Here is a 19,109-nt window from a genome sequence, read left to right on the forward strand (position 1 = left end):
CCGCAGATCACCGGTGACAAGGTCGCATATATTCCGACTTCGGGCCGCCGTGACGATTCCCAGGCACGGGCGTTGGTGGCGGCGGTCGGTCGGGCGTTCGCTCGGGGCACGGACGTGGACTGGGAAGCCTTCTACGCTCCGCTGCGGCCCAGACGGGTCGATCTGCCGACATATCCGTTCCAGCATCGCCGCTACTGGCTGACCCCGGAACCCACCGGCACAGGCGAGGTCGCGAGTCTGGGCCAGGTGGTCGGCGGCCACGCGCTGGCGGGAGCGCTGGTCCCCGTTCCAGACCGGAACGAACTCCTGCTCACCGGCCAGGTGTCGCTGAAGACCCATCCCTGGTTGGCCGATCACGCCATCATGGGCACGGCGCTGCTGCCCGGGACCGCGTTCGTCGACCTGGCCCTGCACGCCGGCGTCCAAGCAGGCAGCCCGGCTTTGCGGGAGCTGACCCTGCACGCGCCACTTCCTGTCACGCACGAGGGCACGGCTCTGCACGTGTCGGTGGCGGCACCCGGCGAGGACGGCAGCCGTCCCTTGGCCATCCACTCCCGCACCGGCGACGACGTCTGGACTCGCCACGCGACAGGAATCCTGACCGCAGAAGCCGCACCGCCAACCTCGATCGGATCCTGGCCACCGCCCGAGGCGTCCCCCATCGATCTGGACGGCTTCTACGACCGTCTGGCCGAACAAGGCGTCGCCTACGGACCGGCATTCCGGGGCGTGACGAAAGCGTGGTCAGCCTCTGATGGCAGTGTCTACGCCGAAGTGGACCTGCCTGACCAGGACGGGGAAGGGTTCGGCATCCACCCGGCACTCCTGGACGCCGCCCTGCACGGCATCGACCTCGCCAACCCGAGCACCGACGCCGTCGAGCTGCCGTTCGCCTGGACCGACGTCACCCTGCACGCCACCGGCGCCACCAAACTCCTCGTCCACCTCACCCCCGGCCCCCACGCCGTCAGCATCGAGGCGGCCGACGAGGCGGGCAACCCCGTGGTGTCGATCGGCTCGCTGGCCCTGCGCGAGGTGTCGGCCGACCAGCTCACCAGGCGTCCGACCTCCCTCTACCACCTCGAATGGGTCCCCGTGCTCCCCGCCCAGCCCGGCGGCGGGCACCGCTGGATCGCCGCCGGCGACGGCATTCCGTCCGATCCGGCCGAGAACGAGACGCTCCTCGTACGGGTGGACGGCGACCTGCCACGGACGCTCGCCCTGCTCCAGACCTGGATCGCCGCGGACCGCCCGCAAGGAGCCCAGCTGGCCATCATCACCGGCGACAGCGCCGATCCGGACATCGCCGCCGTGTGGGGCCTGGTCAAATCAGCCCAGGCCGAGCATCCCGGCCTGTTCCTCGTGGCCGAGCACTCCGAACCCGGTGACGAACCCGGCGAACACCTCGACGCCGAACCGCTGCTGTCCGCGTTCGCCGCAGGAGAGCACCAGATCCGCATCCGCGAAGGCAAGGCACAGGCGGCCCGGCTCGCCCGTGTGCCCGCCGCACTCACCGTTCCGGCCGACGCGTGGCGGATGGACAGCGAGGACAAGGGCAGCCTCGACCGCCTCACCGCCGTACCCGCCCCCGAAGCGATCGCGCCGCTGACGGACGGCCAGGTACGGATCGCCGTCCGCGCGGCGGGAGTCAACTTCCGCGACGTGCTCAACGCCCTCGGCATGTACCCGGGGGAGGCCGGCCCCATGGGCCTGGAAGGCGCCGGCGTCGTCACCGAGGTCGGCCCAGGCGTGACCGGCGTGGCCGTGGGCGAGTGGGTGATGGGCATGTTCGACGGCGGCGCGTTCGGCCCGCTGGCGATCACCGACCACCGTCAGCTCGCGTCCATCCCCGAGGGGTGGTCGTTCGCGGAGGCGGCGGCGGTGCCGGTGGCGTTCCTGACCGCGTACTACGGCCTGGTGGACCTGGCCGGCCTCCAACCAGGGGAGAAGGTGCTGATCCACGCGGCGGCAGGCGGCGTCGGCATGGCGGCCGTGCAGATCGCCCGCCACCTCGGCGCGGAGGTCTACGGCACCGCCGGCCCCGCCAAATGGCAGGCCACCGGCCTCGACGAAGACCACCTCGCCAGCTCCCGCACCCTCGACTTCGCCGACCGCTTCCCACCCATGGATGTCGTCCTCAACTCCCTGGCCGGAGACTTCACCGACGCCTCACTCAACCTCCTCAAACCCGACGGCCGCTTCATCGAAATGGGCAAAACCGACCTCCGCCCAAGCACCCCCGGCTACACCGCCTTCGACCTGGGCGAGGCCGGGCCGGCCAGGATCGGCGAGATGCTCCGTCACCTCCTGGAGCTGTTCGCCGACGAACACCTCCGCCACCACCCGCGCACCTGCTGGGACGTCCGGCAGGCCAAGGACGCCTTCCGGCACATGCAGCAGGCCAGGCACATCGGCAAGGTCGTCCTCACCGTCCCCGCCCCGCTCGACCCCGACGGCACCGTCCTCATCACCGGCGGCACCGGCGGGCTCGGCGGCGCCGTGGCCAGGCACCTGGCCGGCACGCACGGCGTACGGCGGCTGCTGCTCACCAGCCGCTCAGGCCCCGACGCGCCGGGCGCGCAGAAGCTGCTCGCCGAGCTGTCGGAGCTGGGCACCGACGCCGAGATCGCCGCCGCCGACGCCGGCGACCGCGAGGCGCTGGCCGACCTCATCGACGGCCGCGAACTCACCGCCGTCGTGCACTGCGCGGGCGTACTCGACGACGGCGTGATCGCCGCGCTCACCCCCGAACGCCTCGACCGCGTCCTGCGTCCGAAGGCCACGGCCGCGCGGCACCTGTACGAGCTCACCCGAGGCCACGACCTGCGCGCCTTCGTCCTCTTCTCGTCCCTGGCCGGCACGGCGGGCAGCACCGGCCAGGGCAACTACGCCGCCGCCAACGCCTACCTCGACGCGTTCGCCCGCCGACACCACGCCGCCGGGCACCCCGTGCGCTCCCTGGCCTGGGGGCCGTGGGCGGGCGGCATGCTCGACGGGCTCGACGAGAACGAGCTGGCCATGATGGCCCGCGAAGGGCTCGTACCGCTGCCGGTCCAGGACGGGCTCGCCCTGCTCGACGCCGCGCTGGCCCGGCCGGAGCCCGTACTCGTGCCGGCCGCGTTCGACGTCAAGGCGCTGGCCGCGCGCGGCGACGCGCTGCCGCCGCTGCTGCGCGCGTTGCCGCCCGGCAGTCGCACCCGCAGGGCCGCCGCCGTCCGCCGCGACCAGGCCGGCCTCGCGGACCGGCTGGCCGCGCTGGGCGAGGAGGAACGCCGTGCGCTCGTCCTCGACCTGGTGCTCGGCCAGGTCGCGGTGGTGCTCGGGCACGGCTCGGCCGAAGAGGTGGCGGCGGACCAGACGTTCGAGCACCTCGGCGTCGACTCGCTCACCGCCGTCGAACTGCGCAACGGGCTCAGCGCGGCCACCGGCAGGCAACTGCCGTCCACGCTCGTCTTCGACCACGCGACCCCCGCCGCCCTGGCCGAACACCTGCTGGGCGAGCTGGCGCCCGCCGCGCCCAAGGGCGAGCAGGTGCTACGCGAGCTGGACCGGATCGCCGTCCTGCTGGCCGGGCTCGACGCCGACGCGGAGACCAGGTCCATCGTCACGGACCGGCTCGACGGCCTGCTCACGCGCTGGCGCGGGGAACGGCCCGCCGCCGCGGGAACCGGCGCCGGCATCGAGACCGCCAGCGCCGACGAGTTGCTCGCGCTGATCGACAAAGGGCTCTGAACCTCTCGGAAGGTGAGACGACGTGGCGGATGAACAGCGGCTCCTCGACTACCTCAGGCGGGTCACCGCCGACCTCCAGGGCGCCAGGCAGCGGCTGCGCGAGATCGAGCAGGAAAGCCGCGAGCCCATCGCGATCGTGGCGATGAGCTGCCGCTTCCCCGGCGGCGTACAGGACCCTGAGGGGTTGTGGCGGCTCGTCGCGGAGGGCAGGCACGCCATCGGCGCCTTCCCCGAGGACCGCGGCTGGGACCTCGACGCCCTGTACGACCCGGACGGCCGCGCCCCCGGCACCAGCTACACCAGGGAAGGCGGCTTCGTGCACGGCGCGGGCGACTTCGACGCCGGCTTCTTCGGCATCTCGCCGCGCGAGGCGCTGGCCGCCGACCCGCAGCAGCGCATGCTCCTGGAGGTGGCGCACGAGACGTTCGAACGCGCCGGGCTCGACGTGGCCGCGCTCAAGGGCGGCCAGGTCGGCGTGTTCGTCGGCGCCTTCGACAGCGGGTACGGCACCGCCGCCGGCGCCGAGGCCGAAGGCCACCTGCTCACCGGCAACGCCACGTCGGTCATCTCCGGCCGGATCTCGTACGTGTTCGGGCTCAAAGGCCCGGCCATCACCATCGACACCGCCTGCTCCTCCTCACTGGTGGCCGTCCACCTGGCCTGCGAGTCGCTGCGCCGCGGCGAGAGCACGATGGCGCTGGCCGGCGGCGTGACCGTGATGTCCACACCGGACGTGTTCGTCGAGTTCAGCCGCCAGCGCGGGCTGTCGGCCGACGGCCTGTGCCGGGCGTTCTCCGACGACGCCGACGGCACCGGCTGGGGCGAAGGCGCCGGCCTGGTGCTGCTGGAACGCCTCTCCGACGCCCGCCGGCACGGCCACCCCGTGCTGGCGCTGGTCAGCGGCACGGCGGTCAACCAGGACGGCGCCAGCAACGGCCTGTCGGCGCCCAGCGGCGTGTCCCAGCAGCGGGTCATCCGCCGCGCCCTGACCAACGCCGGGCTCGGCACCGCCGACGTCGACCTGGTCGAGGCGCACGGGACCGGCACGACCCTGGGCGACCCGATCGAGGCGCACGCGGTGCTGGCCACGTACGGGCAGGACCGGCCCGAGGACCGGCCGCTCTGGCTCGGCTCGATCAAGTCCAACATCGGTCACACCCAGGCGGCGGCCGGCATCGCCGGGATCATCAAGACCGTCCTCGCGCTGCGCGCCGGGGTGCTGCCGCCCACGCTGCACGTCAGCGCGCCGTCGTCGCACGTGGACTGGTCGGCGGGGCACGTACGCCTGCTCACCGAGGCCCGGCCCTGGCCCGACCTGGACCGGCCGCGCCGGGCGGGCGTCTCCTCCTTCGGCGTCAGCGGCACCAACGCCCACCTCATCCTCGAACACCCCGACCCCGCGCCCGCAGCCGTGGTGGCGAACGGGCCCGCCGGCGAGGCCGCGGACCGGCGCTCCGACGGGCGCCTCGGCGGGTTCGCAGCCGAGCAGGCCGAGGGGCTCATGGCGGGGCCTGTCGTGTGGATGTTGTCAGGCAAGACCGAACAGGCGCTGCGCGACCAGGCCGGGCGGCTGGCCGACCATCTCGATCGGCACCCGGAGCTCTCTCCGGCCGACGTCGCCCACACCCTGGCGACCAGGACCCCGTACCGCCACCGCGCCGTCCTCATCGCCCCTGAACCGCCCAGCCCCACCACCGACCTCCTCGGCGGCCTGCGGACGCTCGCCGAGGGCGGAGAGGCGGGTGTACGCGGCACCGCCGACGCTCGCGGCAAGATCGCGCTCGTCTTCCCCGGCCAGGGATCCCAATGGACGGGCATGGCCGCCGAACTGCTCGACCGGTCGCCGGCCTTCGCCGAACGGTTCAAGGCCTGCTCGCGGGCGCTGGAGCCGTACGTGGAGTGGGGCAAGGTCGAGGACGTACTGGGCGACGAGGAGGCGCTGCGCCGGGTCGACATCGTGCAGCCCGCGCTGTGGGCGGTCATGGTGGCACTGGCCGGTCTGTGGCGCTCGTACGGCGTGCGCCCCGACGCGGTCGTCGGCCACTCGCAGGGCGAGATCGCCGCCGCTGTCGTCGCCGGCGCCCTGTCCCTGGAGGACGGCGCCCGCGTGGCGGCCCTGCGCAGCAAGGCGATCCGCGACGTGCTCGCCGGACGCGGCGGCATGGTCTCGGTAGCCCTACCTGCAGAGGAACTGGCGCCCAGACTCGGCGGCCTCTCGCTCGCCGTCGTGAACGGCGCCCGCTCGGCCGTGGTCTCCGGCCCGCCCGAGGCGCTGGACCAGCTCGTCGCCGACCTCACCGCCGAGGGCGTCAGGGCCAGGCACGTGCCCGTCGACTACGCCTCCCACTCGGCCCAGGTGGAGGAACTCCGCGACCGGCTGCTCCGCGAACTCGCCCCCATCCGCCCGCGCGTCACCACGCTGCCGATGTTCTCGACCGTCACGGGAGAGTGGTGCGACGGCACCGGCCTGGACGCCGCCTACTGGTACGAAAACCTGCGTCACACCGTCCGCTTCCACGAAGCCGTCACGACCCTGGCCGGCCAGGGCTACGGCGTCTTCATCGAGTCCAGCCCCCACCCGGTGCTCACCGGCAGCATCCAGGAGACCTTGCACGAACTGGGCCAGGACACCGCCGTGGTCACCGGCACCCTCCGCAGAGACGAAGGCGGCCCCACCCGAGCCCTCACCTCCGCCGCCACCCTCCACACCAACGGCGTCCCCCTAACCCTCCCACCCACCGCTTCCGCCCTTGGTGCCACCGCCGTTCCCGCCAACGGGTCCACCAGCGGCTCGACCAGCGAGTCCGCTGTTGGGCGAGCCGTGGGCCGGCTGGTCGAGCTGCCGACTTATGCCTTTCAGCACACCCGCTACTGGCTCACCCCCGCCAAACCGCAGGCGGCGGCCGAGGGGCCGGGGGATGCGGAGTTCTGGGCCGCCGCCGAGCGTGGCGATCTCGAGGTGGCGCTGGAGCCGGAGATCGTCGGCAAGGTGCTGCCCGCCCTCACCGACTGGCGCCGCCGTCGTCGTGAGGCGGACGTGCTCGGGTCGTGGCGTTACCGCACGTCCTGGCGCCTGCTCCAGGACCGGCCACCCACCCCGCTCACCGGGCACTGGCTCGTCATCACCCCCTCCGGCGAGGCATCGGGCCTCGGTGCCAGGCTGGCTGCGATCATGGGGGAACGCGGCGCCACCATAACCGTCGCGGAGGCCCCTGCCGAGCCCACCTTGCACGCGCGTGCCGAAACCGCCAGGGTCACCCTCCCGGACGCGACCGCCGAGTCCGTCCCAGCCGCCCTCCGGGACGCGGTGCGCGACGGTGTCTTTGACGGGGTGCTGTCGCTGGTCGCCATGGACGACCGGCCCGACCCCGGGCATCCCGTGCTCGCCCGTGGCACCGTCGCCACGCTCGCCGTCGCCCAGGAGCTCGCCGGCGCCGGTGTCACCGCCCCGCTCTGGGCCGTCACCGGTGGTGCCGTCGCCACCGAACGCCCCGGCGAGGTGACGGCGCCGTACCAGGCCGCCGTCTGGGGGCTCGGCACCGTGCTGGCCCTCGACCACCCCGCCACCTGGGGCGGCCTGATCGACCTGCCCGCCGCCCCCACCGCCGCCGACATCGACGCCCTGGTCACCGCTCTCACCGGCGACGAGGACCAGCTCGCGGTCAGGGACGGCAAGGCGTATGGCAGGCGTCTGATCCGTGCCGGCACCACGGCTCACGCGGGCGACGCAGTTCGCTCCCGCGACGCAGGTCCGGCGAGCGACGCCGGGCGTCTGCACGGCGCAGGCTCGACGGGCGGCGCCAGTCGCTCTCACGGCGCAGGCTCGGTAGGTGAGGCACGGCGCTCCTACGACGCTGGCCCGGCCGGGGATGTCTGGCGGCCCCACGGCACGGTCGTCGTCACTGGTGGCACCGGTGGGGTCGGCGCTCACGTGGCGCGCCGCTTGGCCGAAAGTGGTGCTGGGCACATCGTGCTCCTTGGTCGCCGGGGCCCGGCGGCTCCCGGGGCCGCTGAGCTGGAGGCCGAGCTGGTCGACCTGGGTGCCCGTGTCACGATCGCAGCCTGCGACGTGGCCGACCGCCCCGCCCTGGCCGCCGCGCTCGACGGTCTCGCGCCCACCGCGGTGTTCCACGCCGCCGGAGTCGTGCACGACAGTGCCGCGCTCGCTGACCTCACCCCCCGCGAGCTCGCCGCCGTGGCCGACGCCAAGGTCGCGGGCGCGGCCAACCTCGACGCCCTGTTCCCCGGTGACGCGCTCGAACGGTTCGTGCTGTTCTCCTCGGGCGCGGCCGTCTGGGGCCAGGCCGGGCAGGCGGCGTACGCGGCGGCCAACGCCGTGCTGGACGCGCTCGCCGACGCCCGCCGCGCCAGGGGCGGCCACGCGCTGTCGATCGCCTGGGGCGCCTGGGACGGCGGCGGGATGGCGGACGGCGAGATCGGCGAGTGGCTGCGCCGCCTCGGCCTGCGCGCCATGGACCCGGGCCGGGCCACGGCCGTGCTCGAAAGCGCCCTGGGCCACGACGAGACGCACCTGGTGGTGGCCGACATCGACTGGGCCAAATTCGCCCCCGCGTACACGCTGGCCAGGCCCCGCCCGCTGCTGCGCGCGCTGCCCGAGGTGCGGGAGATCCTCGCCGCGGAGGCCGAGGGCGACGACGGCGGGGACGGCGAGTCCGGGCTCGCCGCGCTGCCCGAGGAGGAGCGCCTGCCCAAGCTGCGCGACCTCGTCAGGACCCACGCGGCCAGGATCCTGGGCCACGCCGGCCCCGAGGCGCTCGACGCCGGCCAGAACTTCCTGGAGGCCGGCTTCGACTCGCTCACCTCCGTGGAGCTGCGCAACGCCCTGAGCAAGGCGATCGGAGTGCGCCTGCCGACCGCCGTCGTCTTCGACCACCCCAGCCCGTCCGCGCTGGCCGCCCACCTGTCCGGCCGGCTCGGGCGGACGGGGGAGCAGGGCGGGCTCAGCACGCTGCTGCGCCGGGCGATGCGCGACCATCGCGTCCACGAGAGCCTGGTGCTGCTCGAAGCCGCCGCCGGCCTGCGCGACTCGTTCGGCTCGCCCGCCGAGCTGCCCGCGCTCCCGGCCGCGCTCAAGCTGGCCGAGGGCCCCGGCGGGATGCCGCTGTTCTGCATGAGCACCCCCATGGCGCTCGGCGGCGCGGCCCAGTTCGCCCGGCTCGGCGCCGCCTTCCGCGGCATCAGGGACCTGTACGCGCTGCCGGTGCACGGCTACGCCGAGAACGAGGGCCTGCCGGCCGACGTCGAGGCCGCCGTCTCCCTGTGGGCCGAGATCGTGGCCGCGAACGTCCCGCCCGGCGGCCCGTACGCGCTGCTCGGCTACTGCGCCGGCGGCAACTTCGCGCACAAGGTGGCCACTCTCCTGGAGCGGCGCGGCCTCCCGCCGACGGGGCTCGTGCTGCTGGACACCTTCCTGCCGGACGACGCCCTCATCGACGATCTGGGCGAGGACATGATGCGGGGCATGTTCGACCGGGAGGAGAAGTTCGGCCCGTTCTCGGACGCCCGGCTGTCCGCCATGGGCCGCTACTACCGGCTCTTCCGTGAGACGACGTTGGAGGAGGTGGCGGCGCCGATCCTGTTCATCACCCCGGACACGCCGCTGTCACAGCCCGCTCCCGAACGGTGGCGGTCGTCGTGGCCGGCCGCCCAGTGCGCCAAGGAGGTCAAGGGCGACCACTTCACCATGCTGGAGGAGATGGCCCCGTCCATGACGGAGGCGATCGAAGGCTGGCTGGGCACCCTCGGCCGCTGACAACATCCGACGAACCGACCGACCGACGCTGCCGCGCGAGAAGATCGCGCGGCCGGCGAAACGATGGGTTACTCTCGTTTTGAGGGGACGCGGTCTTACGGGAGGCGGTCGACGAAGTCCGTCCGGGGCCGGTTCCGCACGGGAGATGACATGAGCGAACCTCTGACGTTGCCCCTGCACATGCGGCGCGACGTGTTCGATCCCGACCCCGAGCTGTCGGCGGTGCGCGACGAGGAGGGCGTGCGGCGCATGCCCACCCCGTTCGGCGTCGACGCCTGGCTCGTCAGCCGCTACGCCGACGTCCGCGAGGTGCTCGGTGACGCCGCGCGCTTCAGCAACGCCCAGAACATGGCGTTCCGGCTGGGCTCCGCCGCGCAATACAGCGAGGAGCAGCTCCGGCGGCTGCGGGCGGGCAACCTGCTGGCCTTCGACCCGCCCGAGCACACCCGGCTGCGCCGCTTCCTGACGCCGGAGTTCACCATGCGCCGGATGCGCCGCCTGGAGCCGCGCATCCACGAGATCGTCAAGGAGCACCTCGACGCGATGGAGCGCGCGGGCTCCCCGGCCGATCTGGTCACCGCCTTCGCCCTGCCGATCCCCTCGCTGGTCATCTGCGAGCTGCTCGGCGTCCCGTACGCGGACCGCGACGGGTTCCAGCGGCGTACCGGCAAGGTGCTGGACATCTCGCTCCCGGTCGAGGAGCGGACGGCGGCCAACCTGGAACAGCGCGCCTACATGACCGAGCTCGTCGCCCGCGCCAAGGCCGAGCCGGGCGACGACATGCTCGGCATGCTCGTACGCGAGCACGGCGACGACCTGGCCGACGAGGAGCTGGTGGGCATCGCCGCCCTGCTGCTGCTGGCCGGCCACGAGACCACCTCCAACATGCTCGGGCTCGGCACCCTGGCCCTGCTGCGTCACCCCGACCAGCTCGACCTGCTCAGGAAGGACCCCGAGCGGATCGGCGCCACGGTGGAGGAGCTGCTGCGCTGGCTCAGCATCGTGCACTCCGGCACGGGCAAGGTCACCATGACCGACGTCGAGCTGTCCGGCGTCCGCATCCCGGCCGGCGAGCTGGTGATGTGCGCGCTGCCGGCGGCCAACCGCGACCCGGCGTTCATCTCCGAGCCCGACCGCCTCGACATCACCCGCGGCGACCTCGGCCACGTCGCCTTCGGCCACGGCGTGCACCACTGCCTGGGCGCGCCGCTGGCCAGGATGGAGATGCGCATCGCCTTCCCGGCGCTGTTCGAGCGCTTCCCCGAGCTGCGCGAGACCGGCACCTCGCCCGAGTTCCGCGCGTTCAACGTCGTCTACGGTCTGACCTCCTTCGAAGTCGCCTGGTGAGTGTGCAGGAACAGCGGCAGCGGGCCGACGCGGTACGCAACGCCGACAGGATCGTCCGGGCCGCGATCGAGATCTTCCGCGAACGCGGCCCGGAGGCCCCCCTCGACGAGATCGCCCGGCGGGCGGGAATCGGCAGCGCCACCGTCTACCGGCGCTTCGGCGACCGCGACGGCGTGATCAGAGCGGCCTTCCAGACGTACTTCGCCGAGGAGGTCGAGCCCCTGGCCCTGACCGCCGGCGACGCCCCCGACGCCGGGGCCGCGCTGGCCGGGGCGCTGGCGGGGGCGGTCGACACCCTGGTCGCCCATCAGGGGCTGCTGAAGGCGGTCAAGCAGTCGGGCGTGTTCCCCGTCGACATCGTGGAGCGGTTCATGGGGCCGCTCAGCGCCGTGCTGGCCCGCGCCCAGGAGGCGGGCCAGGTGCGGGACGACGTGTCGGTACGGGACCTGGCGGCCATCGTCATCATGGCGCTGGCCACCGCCCATCCGGGCGATCCCGACCAGCGCGACCCGCGCCGCTACCTGGCCCTGCTGCTGTCGAGCCTGCGGCCAACCGATGACCGCCTGCCCGAGCCGTCCTGGCAGCACTTCATCGACCGCGCCTCCGGGGGCTGCTAGCCCGGTGCCCGGCCTAGCCCTGGGGTTCTTCGGCCGGGCAACGGGCGTCCGGCGCGGGCACGGTCAGCGAGATGAGGTACGCGTCCATGGCGGCTGTGGTGCAGGTCGTCATGCTGTAGATGCCGTGGCCCCAGCCCTCGTACGTGAGCAGCGTGGCCTTGCCGCCGAGCTGGCGGGCCACGTTCGCCGACCACCCGTACGGCGTCTCGGGGTCGTGCAGGGAGGTGGCGACCAGCAGTGGCGCGTCACCCGTGTACCGCAGCGGATGCCGCGGGTTGCCGGGCCGGCGGCCCTGGCAGATCGGCATGTCACCCATCGGCATCGGGTTGTAGCGCATGTCGGGAGCCACCGCGTTCGCGGCGCGCATCACCCCGGCGTACTCGGCGTAATCCCGCAGCGACAGGTCGAAGTCCTCGCAGAGGATCGCGGTCGGGAGCTCGGCGAACTCGCCGTACGCGGGCCCGTTGCCGGGAGGATCCGGCATGTCGCCCGGCACAGGACCACCGGCCAGGGCGCGCAGCACCGCGGCCAGCCGCCGCCAGGCGGGCGCCTCGTTGAGCACCACGCCCAGCCAGAGCAGGTCGTGGGCGCTCACCGCGCGGCCGAACAGGCCCGGCCAGGTCAGCTCGCCGCGCCCCGCCCGCTCCAGCAGCCCCCGCCACAGCGCCCGTACGTCCCGACCGCGCAGGACGCAGCCGGCGTCCCGCGCGCACCAGGCGACGAACTCCTCGAAGCTGTCCTGGACCGCGGCCGCCTCGCTCACCTGGAACTCCTCGACGGTCAGGCTGTGGTCCATGTTGCCGTCCAGCACCATGGCCCTGACCCGGCCGGGGAACAGCTCGGCGTACAGCTGCTGGGCGAGCGTGCCGTAGGAGACGCCGTACGAGGTCAGCCGCTCCTCGCCGAGCGCAGAGCGGATGGCGTCCATGTCGCGCGCCACGTCGGCCGCGTCGAGGTGGTCGTACAGGGGGCCGGTGAGCTCGCGGCAGCCGGCGTGCAGCCTCTTGCCGTACGCGACCCACGCGCGGAAGGCGGCCTCGCTCGTCACGACCGGGTCGGGCATCTCGTTGTAGACCGAGGCCGGGCAGGTCACCGAGCCGCTGCGGGCGACACCCCGGGGGTCGTGGCCGACGATGTCGAACCGCCGCCTGACCTCCTCGCTGAAGCCGGAGGGGTTGCGCAGGACGTCGTCCACGCCGGAGTTGCCCGGCCCGCCCGGATTGGCCAGCAGGGCTCCGATCCGGGCGGCGGGGTCGCCGGCCCTGCGCCGGGCGAGCGCCAGCCTGACGACGGGCCCGTTCGGCCTGGACCAGTCGATCGGCACGGCCAACGTGCCGCACTCGACGTCCGGCTCTCCCTCGCATGGCCGCCAGGTGATGCCGCGCCCGCCGACCTCGTCCGTGACGTCAGGCCCGGTCACGAACGCCCGCGCCACATACGCCGCCGGGGCGGTCAGCAGCGTGGCCGCCAGCATGAGGGCGGTGGCGATCAGAGAGATTCTTCGTGGCACGCCGCTCCTGCCGTCGATCGGCCGCCGGAGCCGCTCACCCGGCACTCACCCGGCCCCACCGCGACGCCTTTCTCGATCATGACCTCGAAATCCTACCGGCGGCCGCCGCCGAGGCCGGGCCAGGGGAGGGCGGCGGCCGCGCGAGGTCAGGCGATCGACCTCCAGAAGGCGCACTGGTGATCGGCGGTGTAACCGACGGGCTTGACGGCGTCCGGCACCAGGCTCAGCACGGGCCCCTGCCCGGTGAAGCGGGACCAGCGCGGCGCATCCTTCACGTTGGGGTCGCCGGTCCTGGCGAACGCGGTCCAGTAGCCGACCATGCGCGCGCCGAGCCGCTGCTGCGCCGGCGTCGGGAGGGCGTACACGCCGCCCAGGTCGAACAGGGACGGCAGATCCGTGGCGTGGGTCGCGCCCAGGGGGAAGCCGGGGACCTCGATGCCGTTGACGTTCGGCGCGTCGGGGTCGCCGAACTCGTAGGCGTAGACGTCGGCGCGGCGGGCGAGCAGCCGGTCGCCCTCCAGCGTGGGGCAGGCCCAGGCCCCGTCGGTGATCACGGCCGCCCACGCCAGCGCCGGCGAGGCGTACGCGGAGAGCGGATAACGGGCCGCCATCGCCGCCGCCTTCTCGCCGAACGCCTCGCGCAGCAGCTCAGGGTAGCGCTCGGGGGTGAACTTCTGGCCGGCCATGATCGCGCCGCCGATGAAGGAACGCATCTCGTCGCGGGTGCCGCCGGAGATCACCGGCACCCGGTGGAACGTTCCCTTCCGCAGCGCGGCGGCGTTGCGCCGCGTCCAGCGCAGCGCGGCGATCTGGTCGGCCATGGCGAACGTGCCCGAGCCCGCCAGCTCCTCGTGCCCGAAGTAGCCGAACACGCCGAGCCGGTAGTTCACCGTCACCACGATGACGTCGCCCTGCGTGGCCAGGCGCTTGGCGTCGTATTGGCTGCCGGCTCCGGTGGTGAACCCGCCGCCGTGGAGCCACACCATCACGGGCAGCCGCCTGCCGCCGGTGTCACGCGGCATGGTGACGTTGAGGGACAGGCAGTCCTCACTGGTCGGGGGCACGCCGGGGAGCTGCGCCTGGGGGCAGGCGGCGCCGGGCTTGGTGGCGTCGGCCACGCCGGGCCACGGCTCGGGGGCCTTGGGCGGTGCCCAGCGCAGGCGGCCGACCGGCGGCTGCGCGTAACGGATGCCGGAGAACGTACGGACCGCGCCCTGGTCGAGGCCGCGGACGCGCCCGGAGGACAGGCGCACGACCGGCGAGCCGGTCGCGGACGCCGAAGAGCTGGGCGTAGGGGTTGACCGCCCGGTCAGGTGTCCGCGCGGGTGGCCCGCTCGAACAAAGTCACCAGCTCCCGGGCGTAGGCCCGCAGATCGAGCGTCGCGTCGCCGGCGAGCAGGAAGTTCGGCCCCTCGACCGAACGCTGCACGCTCGTCGCCATCACCCGGACGTCGAAGCCGCGGAACTCGCCCGACTCCTGCCCCCAGCGCAGGATCTGCTCCAGGGGCGACACGGCGGTGCGCTCCTTCGACTCGTCGTAGTCGATGCCGCCGTTGACGAAGATGTCGAGCAACGCCTTCATCTGCACCGGGTGCGTCGCGGAGAACTCGACGTTTCCCTCGATGTAGGCGCGCAGGGCGGCCGAGGCCGTCGTGTGCCCTTCCATCCGCTGGGTCATGAACGCGGTGATCTCGCCGTAGATCTGCAGCACAGCCTGCTCGAACAGCTCGGCCTTGCTCGCGAAGTGGTACGAGATCAGGCCCGTGCTGGACAGGCCCGCGCGCTTGGCGATCTGGGCGAACGAGGTACGGGTGTACCCCAGCTCGGCGATCGTCTCGATCGCGGCGGCCACGATCTGCGCCCGGCGCCCGACCGCCGTGAAGGTCCGGCCGGGCTCACGCGGGGGCGTCTTCGCTGGCATGAGCGAACAATGGCTTACTCAAGCAAATCCCGCGACACGGGCGTCCTGACCGCCCCTGACCGGCGGCTTTCAGCTGAACCGGTCAGGGGCGGTCAGGGGCGCCGGCGGTCACGTAAGCGCGTCAGCGCCGGCGGCCCCCTCCCACGTGCGCAGGTACGACTCGGCGCCCGCCGCCAGGTCCCGCACCAGGTCAGGGCCGGCCAGCAGGCGCATGTCCTCGATCCAGTCCGGGACCAGGCCGTAGTTGGCCACGCCGTCCACGTTGACGTCCCAGGTGCGCTGCCCGGTCCGCAACCGGTCCATGATCTGGGAGCCGTCGTGGGAGGTGAACGGGTACGTCACCGGGTTCGCGGCGTTGCCAGGACGCGGCGCGGGCAGCCGGCCCAGGCCGTTGGCGTCCAGGCCGTAGCCGTACCCCGGCACCTGGTACTGCTGCCGCAGCGGCGCCGTGCGCCGCCACTCCGCGACGAAGTGCTCGGCGTCGTGGCCGTACTGCGTGACCATGCCGCCCAGCGCGTAGATGCGCGCCAGGAACGCCGGGTCCGACCAGCTGTGGGAGGAGACCACGCCCGGATAGCCCGCCGCCTCCAGCAGGTCGAGCGTGCGGTCGGCGGCCTTGACGCTCATGTGGTCGACCTCGACGAGCATGCCGCGCCGCATCATGCCCCGCACCGTGTACTCGCCCAGCGCGGTCAGCCCCCGGGTGTTGCAGTGCGGCGCCGGGGGATAGAGCGGCAGGGAGACGCCAGGGGGCAGCAGCCGCGCGATCTGCGACGGGAGCACGCCGGCCGGGTCGATGGTGTTGTCGTGCTCGGGTCCGGTGCAGGTGCGGGCCTGCCAGAACGAGCCGGTGGCGAGCAGGTTGCCGACGTTGACGACGGCGCCCTGGGTGCCGGAGTCGAACCGGACGCCGCACAGCGCGTTGTCGTACTTGTGGCAGACGAACATGCTGCGCACGCCGAGCGCGTGCAGCTCGTCGAGCCCGCGGTCGATCTGGGCCCGCGTGCACGCGGGGATCCCGAGGACCTGCCGGCAGCCGAACGGCTCCGAGGTCTCGACCCCGAGCACGACGGCGAGCTTGCCCGCCCCGATCACCCGCCGGGCCTCGGCCGGATCGGCCACGATGCGGAACCAGCCCAGACCGGGCCCGCCGGCTTCGGCGTCGATGTGGTCCTGCAGCTCGCGGGCGCGCTGGGCCTGCCGCCTGATGGCGGACATCTCGTCGCAGCCGTACCTGCGCAGCGGATAGATGGCGCACAGCTGTCGGTTGGCCACCAGATGGTTGACCAGCACCCGCAGCCCGCCCCGCCAGGCCCGCTCGACCCACGTGTAGTACGTCTGCTGGTGGGTCAGCGAGTCGTGCGCCGGCCAGTCGCGGAACGTAGGCCAGCCGGTCGGGTCGTGGGTGCCGGTGGGGGAGCCGGTGCGGGTGAAGTTCTCGAACCAGGCCAGCTCGCCGTTGGGGTAGTGGTCGGGGCAGTCGGTCAGGGCCGCCTCGATGCCGCCGGGGTCGAACGGCTTGCCGCACAAGAGCCTGCCGCCGAAGGCCTCGTACGAGAAGAGATGACTGTGACCGTCCACGAACCCGCTCACGGGAGCGCTCGTGGGAGCGGCGTTCGTCGGGACGGCTGCGTGTGCGGTGGGCGGCGCGATCAGGACGCTGGACAGCACGAGGACGGCCGCGGCCGCCCTTCGGGTGAGGTGGAGGAGCACGGGACGACCTCCCAGCCTGCGGTACCGGGGTTGCCGCCAGCATCCACCGCCCGGGACGCCGCATCAAGACCGAACATGAGCCGATCTCATCTCAGTGGCTCCCTCGGCGCGGAGGCTCGCCTCAGTGCGGATGCTCACCTGAGTGCCGACGAAGCCGCGCCGAAGCCGCCCGTGGGTAGAGTCACGCCTTGTGGAGGTCTACCTGCTGATCCTCGGGGATCACCTGCCGGATCCACGCACCGGTCGCGCGCCCTCCGAGCCCGAGCGCGTCCGCGCCATGGTCGACCAGGCCGTCGTGGCGGAGGAGTCCGGATTCACCGGCGTGGCCATCGGCGAGCACCACTTCACCCGTTACATCGTCTCCGCGCCCGAACTCCTGCTCGCCACGATCGCGGCCCGCACCACCACCCTGCGCCTGTCCACCGGCGTCACCCTGCTGGCCCACCGCGATCCCGTACGCGTCGCGGAAGAGCTCGCCACCCTCGACGTGCTGTCCGGCGGGCGGGCCGAGCTCATCGTGGCCCGCGGCGTGTCGAAGGAGACCGACGTCGCCTTCGGCATCGCCCCCTCCGACCTGCGGCCGCGCCTGCACGAATACCTGCGCCTGCTGCTGCGGCTGCTGCGGGAGGAGAACGTCACCTGGCGCGGCACGTTCCGCAGCCCGCTGGAGGGCGTGACCACCACGCCGCGCCCGGTCCAGCGCCCGCATCCCACGCTGTGGGTCGGCAGCGGCTCGGCGGCGTCCGCCGACCTCGCCGCCGAGCTGGGGCTGCCGCTCATGCTGCCCAGCACCCTGCGCGACCCCGGTGTGTACGTGGACGTCGTGGCCGGCTACCGGCGGCACGCCCCCGGCCGGGTGGCCCTGCCCAGTCACGTGTTCGTCGCCAAGAGCGGGGCGCGCGAACGCTGGCGGCCCTATCTCCAGGCGTACGCGTCGTTCGCCAGCCCGTGGCGCGGCGACGGCCGGGCGATCGACGTCGACGCGCTGATGGAGGGCGCGGCGATCTGCGGCGAACCCAGCGAGGTGGCCGACCGGCTCAACGCCCAGCAGAAGCTGCTCGGGCTCGACGCGCACCTGGTGCTGATCGACATCGGCGGCCTGCCCCCCGACGAGGTGCTCGCCGCGATCCGGCTCTTCGGCGAGAAGGTCATCCCCCAGCTCACCGGCTGACGCCCCGCGACCCGGCCGGTCACGACCTCGCCGCCGGCTCGGGCCGGTCAGGACCAGGTGACCGGCAGCGAGCGCACGCCGAAGATCAGCATCTCGTCGCGTACCGGCACCTGCTCGGCCGGCACCGCCAGCCGCAGGCCAGGCAGGCGGGTGATCAGCTCGCCCAGCCCGATCCGCAGCTCGATCCTGGCCAGCTGCTGCCCCAGGCACTGGTGCACCCCGTGCCCGAACGCCAGGTGCGCGGCACGCGGGCGGCGCAGGTCGAGCACGTCGGGATCGGACCACTGCCGTGGGTCCCTGTTCACCTCCGGCGTGGCGATCACGACCGTCGCGCCGGCCGGAAGCTCCACCCCGCCCAGCGTCACCGGCTCGGTGGTGACCCGGCTGACGCCGAGCTGGATGATCGACAGGTAACGCAGCAGCTCCTCCACCGCGCCGTCGATCAGGCCGGGGTCGGCCCGCAGCTCCGCGAGCCGAACCGGGTGCTCAAGCAGCGCGAACGTGCTCAGGCTCAGCATGTTCGCGGTGGTCTCGTGGCCCGCGTTGAGCAGGCCGAGCGCGATGTCGGTCAGCTGCCTGTCCGTGAGGGGCGGGTCGGCGTCGTGGACCAGTCCGGACAGCAGGTCGACGGCGGGGTCGGCGGGGTCGGCGCGCTTGAGCGCGACGAGGCGGCGCATGAACGCGTACAGCCCGGCCCGCGCCGCGCCCTGCTCCTCCGGGGTCGCGCTCGCGTTGAGCGCCACCGCCGTGCGCTCCTGGAACTCCGCGCGGTCGGCGTAGTCCACCCCCAGCAGCTCGCAGATGACCAGCGACGGCAGCGGCAGCGCGAACGCCGGCACCAGGTCGGCCTGCGGGCCCGCCGCCCGCATCGCCTCGACGTGCTCGACCGCGATCTCCCTGACCCGCGACTCCAGCCGCCGCATCCGCCGCACCGTGAACTGGCCCGTCAGCGCCCGCCGCAGCCGGGTGTGCTCGGGCGGGTCCATGAACACGAACATCCCGTCCTCGCGCGCCGCCGTCCCCGTCCCGGCGGGCGCGGGCGGCCTGGGCGAGGTCGCGTCGTGGTGACGGAGCTTGTCGGCGCTGAACCGCGCGTCCGACAGCACCGTACGAGCCTCGTCGAACCCCGTCACCAGCCACGCCCGCGTGCCGTTGAGCAGGTCCACCGGCCGCACCGCGCCCTGACCGCGCAGGCCCGGCGGCGGATCGAACGGACAGCGCCCCCGCTCCACCAGGTCCACCGGCAGGATCCGCCGCATCGCCATGGTGCTCACGCTCGCCGAGCTGTCGGCTGCCATCAGCATGTCCCGCTTTCTCATAAAGTA

At 73.3% G+C, this 19,109-nt stretch carries 10 protein-coding genes; 5 read left to right on the forward strand and 5 right to left on the reverse strand.

Annotated features, from left to right (window positions below):
- Nucleotides 1-114 precede the first annotated feature (114 nt).
- The 4 genes from AB0C28_RS45495 to AB0C28_RS45510 all read left to right on the forward strand — a co-directional run bounded on the left by AB0C28_RS45495 (nucleotide 115) and on the right by AB0C28_RS45510 (nucleotide 11,469).
- Nucleotides 115-3,732 carry an SDR family NAD(P)-dependent oxidoreductase gene (locus AB0C28_RS45495; RefSeq protein WP_358082174.1) on the forward strand — a complete coding sequence of 1,206 codons (3,618 nt, stop codon included), beginning with the start codon at nucleotides 115-117 and terminating at the stop codon, nucleotides 3,730-3,732.
- A 22-nt stretch (nucleotides 3,733-3,754) separates the two neighbouring features.
- Nucleotides 3,755-9,505 (forward strand): type I polyketide synthase, encoded by a 5,751-nt coding sequence (locus AB0C28_RS45500; RefSeq protein WP_358082177.1) that lies wholly within the window; start codon nucleotides 3,755-3,757, stop codon nucleotides 9,503-9,505.
- Nucleotides 9,506-9,655: 150 nt separating this feature from the next.
- Nucleotides 9,656-10,852, forward strand: a complete 1,197-nt coding sequence (locus AB0C28_RS45505) for a cytochrome P450 (RefSeq protein ID WP_357856400.1) — start codon at nucleotides 9,656-9,658, stop codon at nucleotides 10,850-10,852.
- Nucleotides 10,849-11,469 (forward strand): helix-turn-helix domain-containing protein, encoded by a 621-nt coding sequence (locus tag AB0C28_RS45510; protein WP_358082180.1) that lies wholly within the window; start codon nucleotides 10,849-10,851, stop codon nucleotides 11,467-11,469. The genes AB0C28_RS45505 and AB0C28_RS45510 overlap by 4 nt, the downstream gene beginning before the upstream one ends.
- 13 nt (nucleotides 11,470-11,482) lie before the next feature.
- On the opposite strand, the gene AB0C28_RS45515 is transcribed toward AB0C28_RS45510, so the two are convergent.
- From AB0C28_RS45515 to AB0C28_RS45530, 4 genes are all read right to left on the reverse strand, one after another.
- Complete coding sequence (locus AB0C28_RS45515) at nucleotides 11,483-12,979, reverse strand: alpha/beta fold hydrolase (RefSeq protein WP_358082183.1); 1,497 nt, start codon at nucleotides 12,977-12,979, stop codon at nucleotides 11,483-11,485.
- Between the two features lie 146 nt (nucleotides 12,980-13,125).
- Nucleotides 13,126-14,232 carry a carboxylesterase family protein gene (locus AB0C28_RS45520; RefSeq protein WP_358082185.1) on the reverse strand — a complete coding sequence of 369 codons (1,107 nt, stop codon included), beginning with the start codon at nucleotides 14,230-14,232 and terminating at the stop codon, nucleotides 13,126-13,128.
- A gap of 56 nt (nucleotides 14,233-14,288) precedes the next feature.
- Nucleotides 14,289-14,900, reverse strand: coding sequence for a TetR family transcriptional regulator (locus AB0C28_RS45525; RefSeq protein ID WP_358082187.1), 612 nt, complete (start codon nucleotides 14,898-14,900; stop codon nucleotides 14,289-14,291).
- A gap of 108 nt (nucleotides 14,901-15,008) precedes the next feature.
- Nucleotides 15,009-16,613, reverse strand: coding sequence for a Coagulation factor 5/8 type domain-containing protein (locus AB0C28_RS45530; protein ID WP_357856411.1), 1,605 nt, complete (start codon nucleotides 16,611-16,613; stop codon nucleotides 15,009-15,011).
- 190 nt (nucleotides 16,614-16,803) lie between these two features.
- On the opposite strand from AB0C28_RS45530, the gene AB0C28_RS45535 reads away from it, so the two are divergent.
- Complete coding sequence (locus tag AB0C28_RS45535) at nucleotides 16,804-17,784, forward strand: LLM class flavin-dependent oxidoreductase (protein WP_358082189.1); 981 nt, start codon at nucleotides 16,804-16,806, stop codon at nucleotides 17,782-17,784.
- 47 nt (nucleotides 17,785-17,831) lie between these two features.
- Here AB0C28_RS45535 and AB0C28_RS45540 read toward each other — a convergent pair whose 3' ends face one another.
- Nucleotides 17,832-19,103: a cytochrome P450 gene (locus tag AB0C28_RS45540; protein ID WP_358082192.1), complete on the reverse strand. Its 1,272-nt coding sequence runs from the start codon at nucleotides 19,101-19,103 to the stop codon at nucleotides 17,832-17,834.
- Between the last annotated feature and the right edge of the window lie 6 nt (nucleotides 19,104-19,109).

It is taken from the genome of Nonomuraea sp. NPDC048892, from assembly GCF_040649735.1.
GTDB lineage: Bacteria > Actinomycetota > Actinomycetes > Streptosporangiales > Streptosporangiaceae > Nonomuraea > Nonomuraea maheshkhaliensis.

Coding starts and splice junctions, on each gene's coding strand:
- AB0C28_RS45505 (WP_357856400.1), top strand. CDS start 9,656: ATGAGCGAACCTCTGACGTTGCCCCTGCACATGCGGCGCGACGTGTTC.
- AB0C28_RS45525 (WP_358082187.1), bottom strand. CDS start 14,900: ATGCCAGCGAAGACGCCCCCGCGTGAGCCCGGCCGGACCTTCACGGCG.
- AB0C28_RS45540 (WP_358082192.1), bottom strand. CDS start 19,103: ATGAGAAAGCGGGACATGCTGATGGCAGCCGACAGCTCGGCGAGCGTG.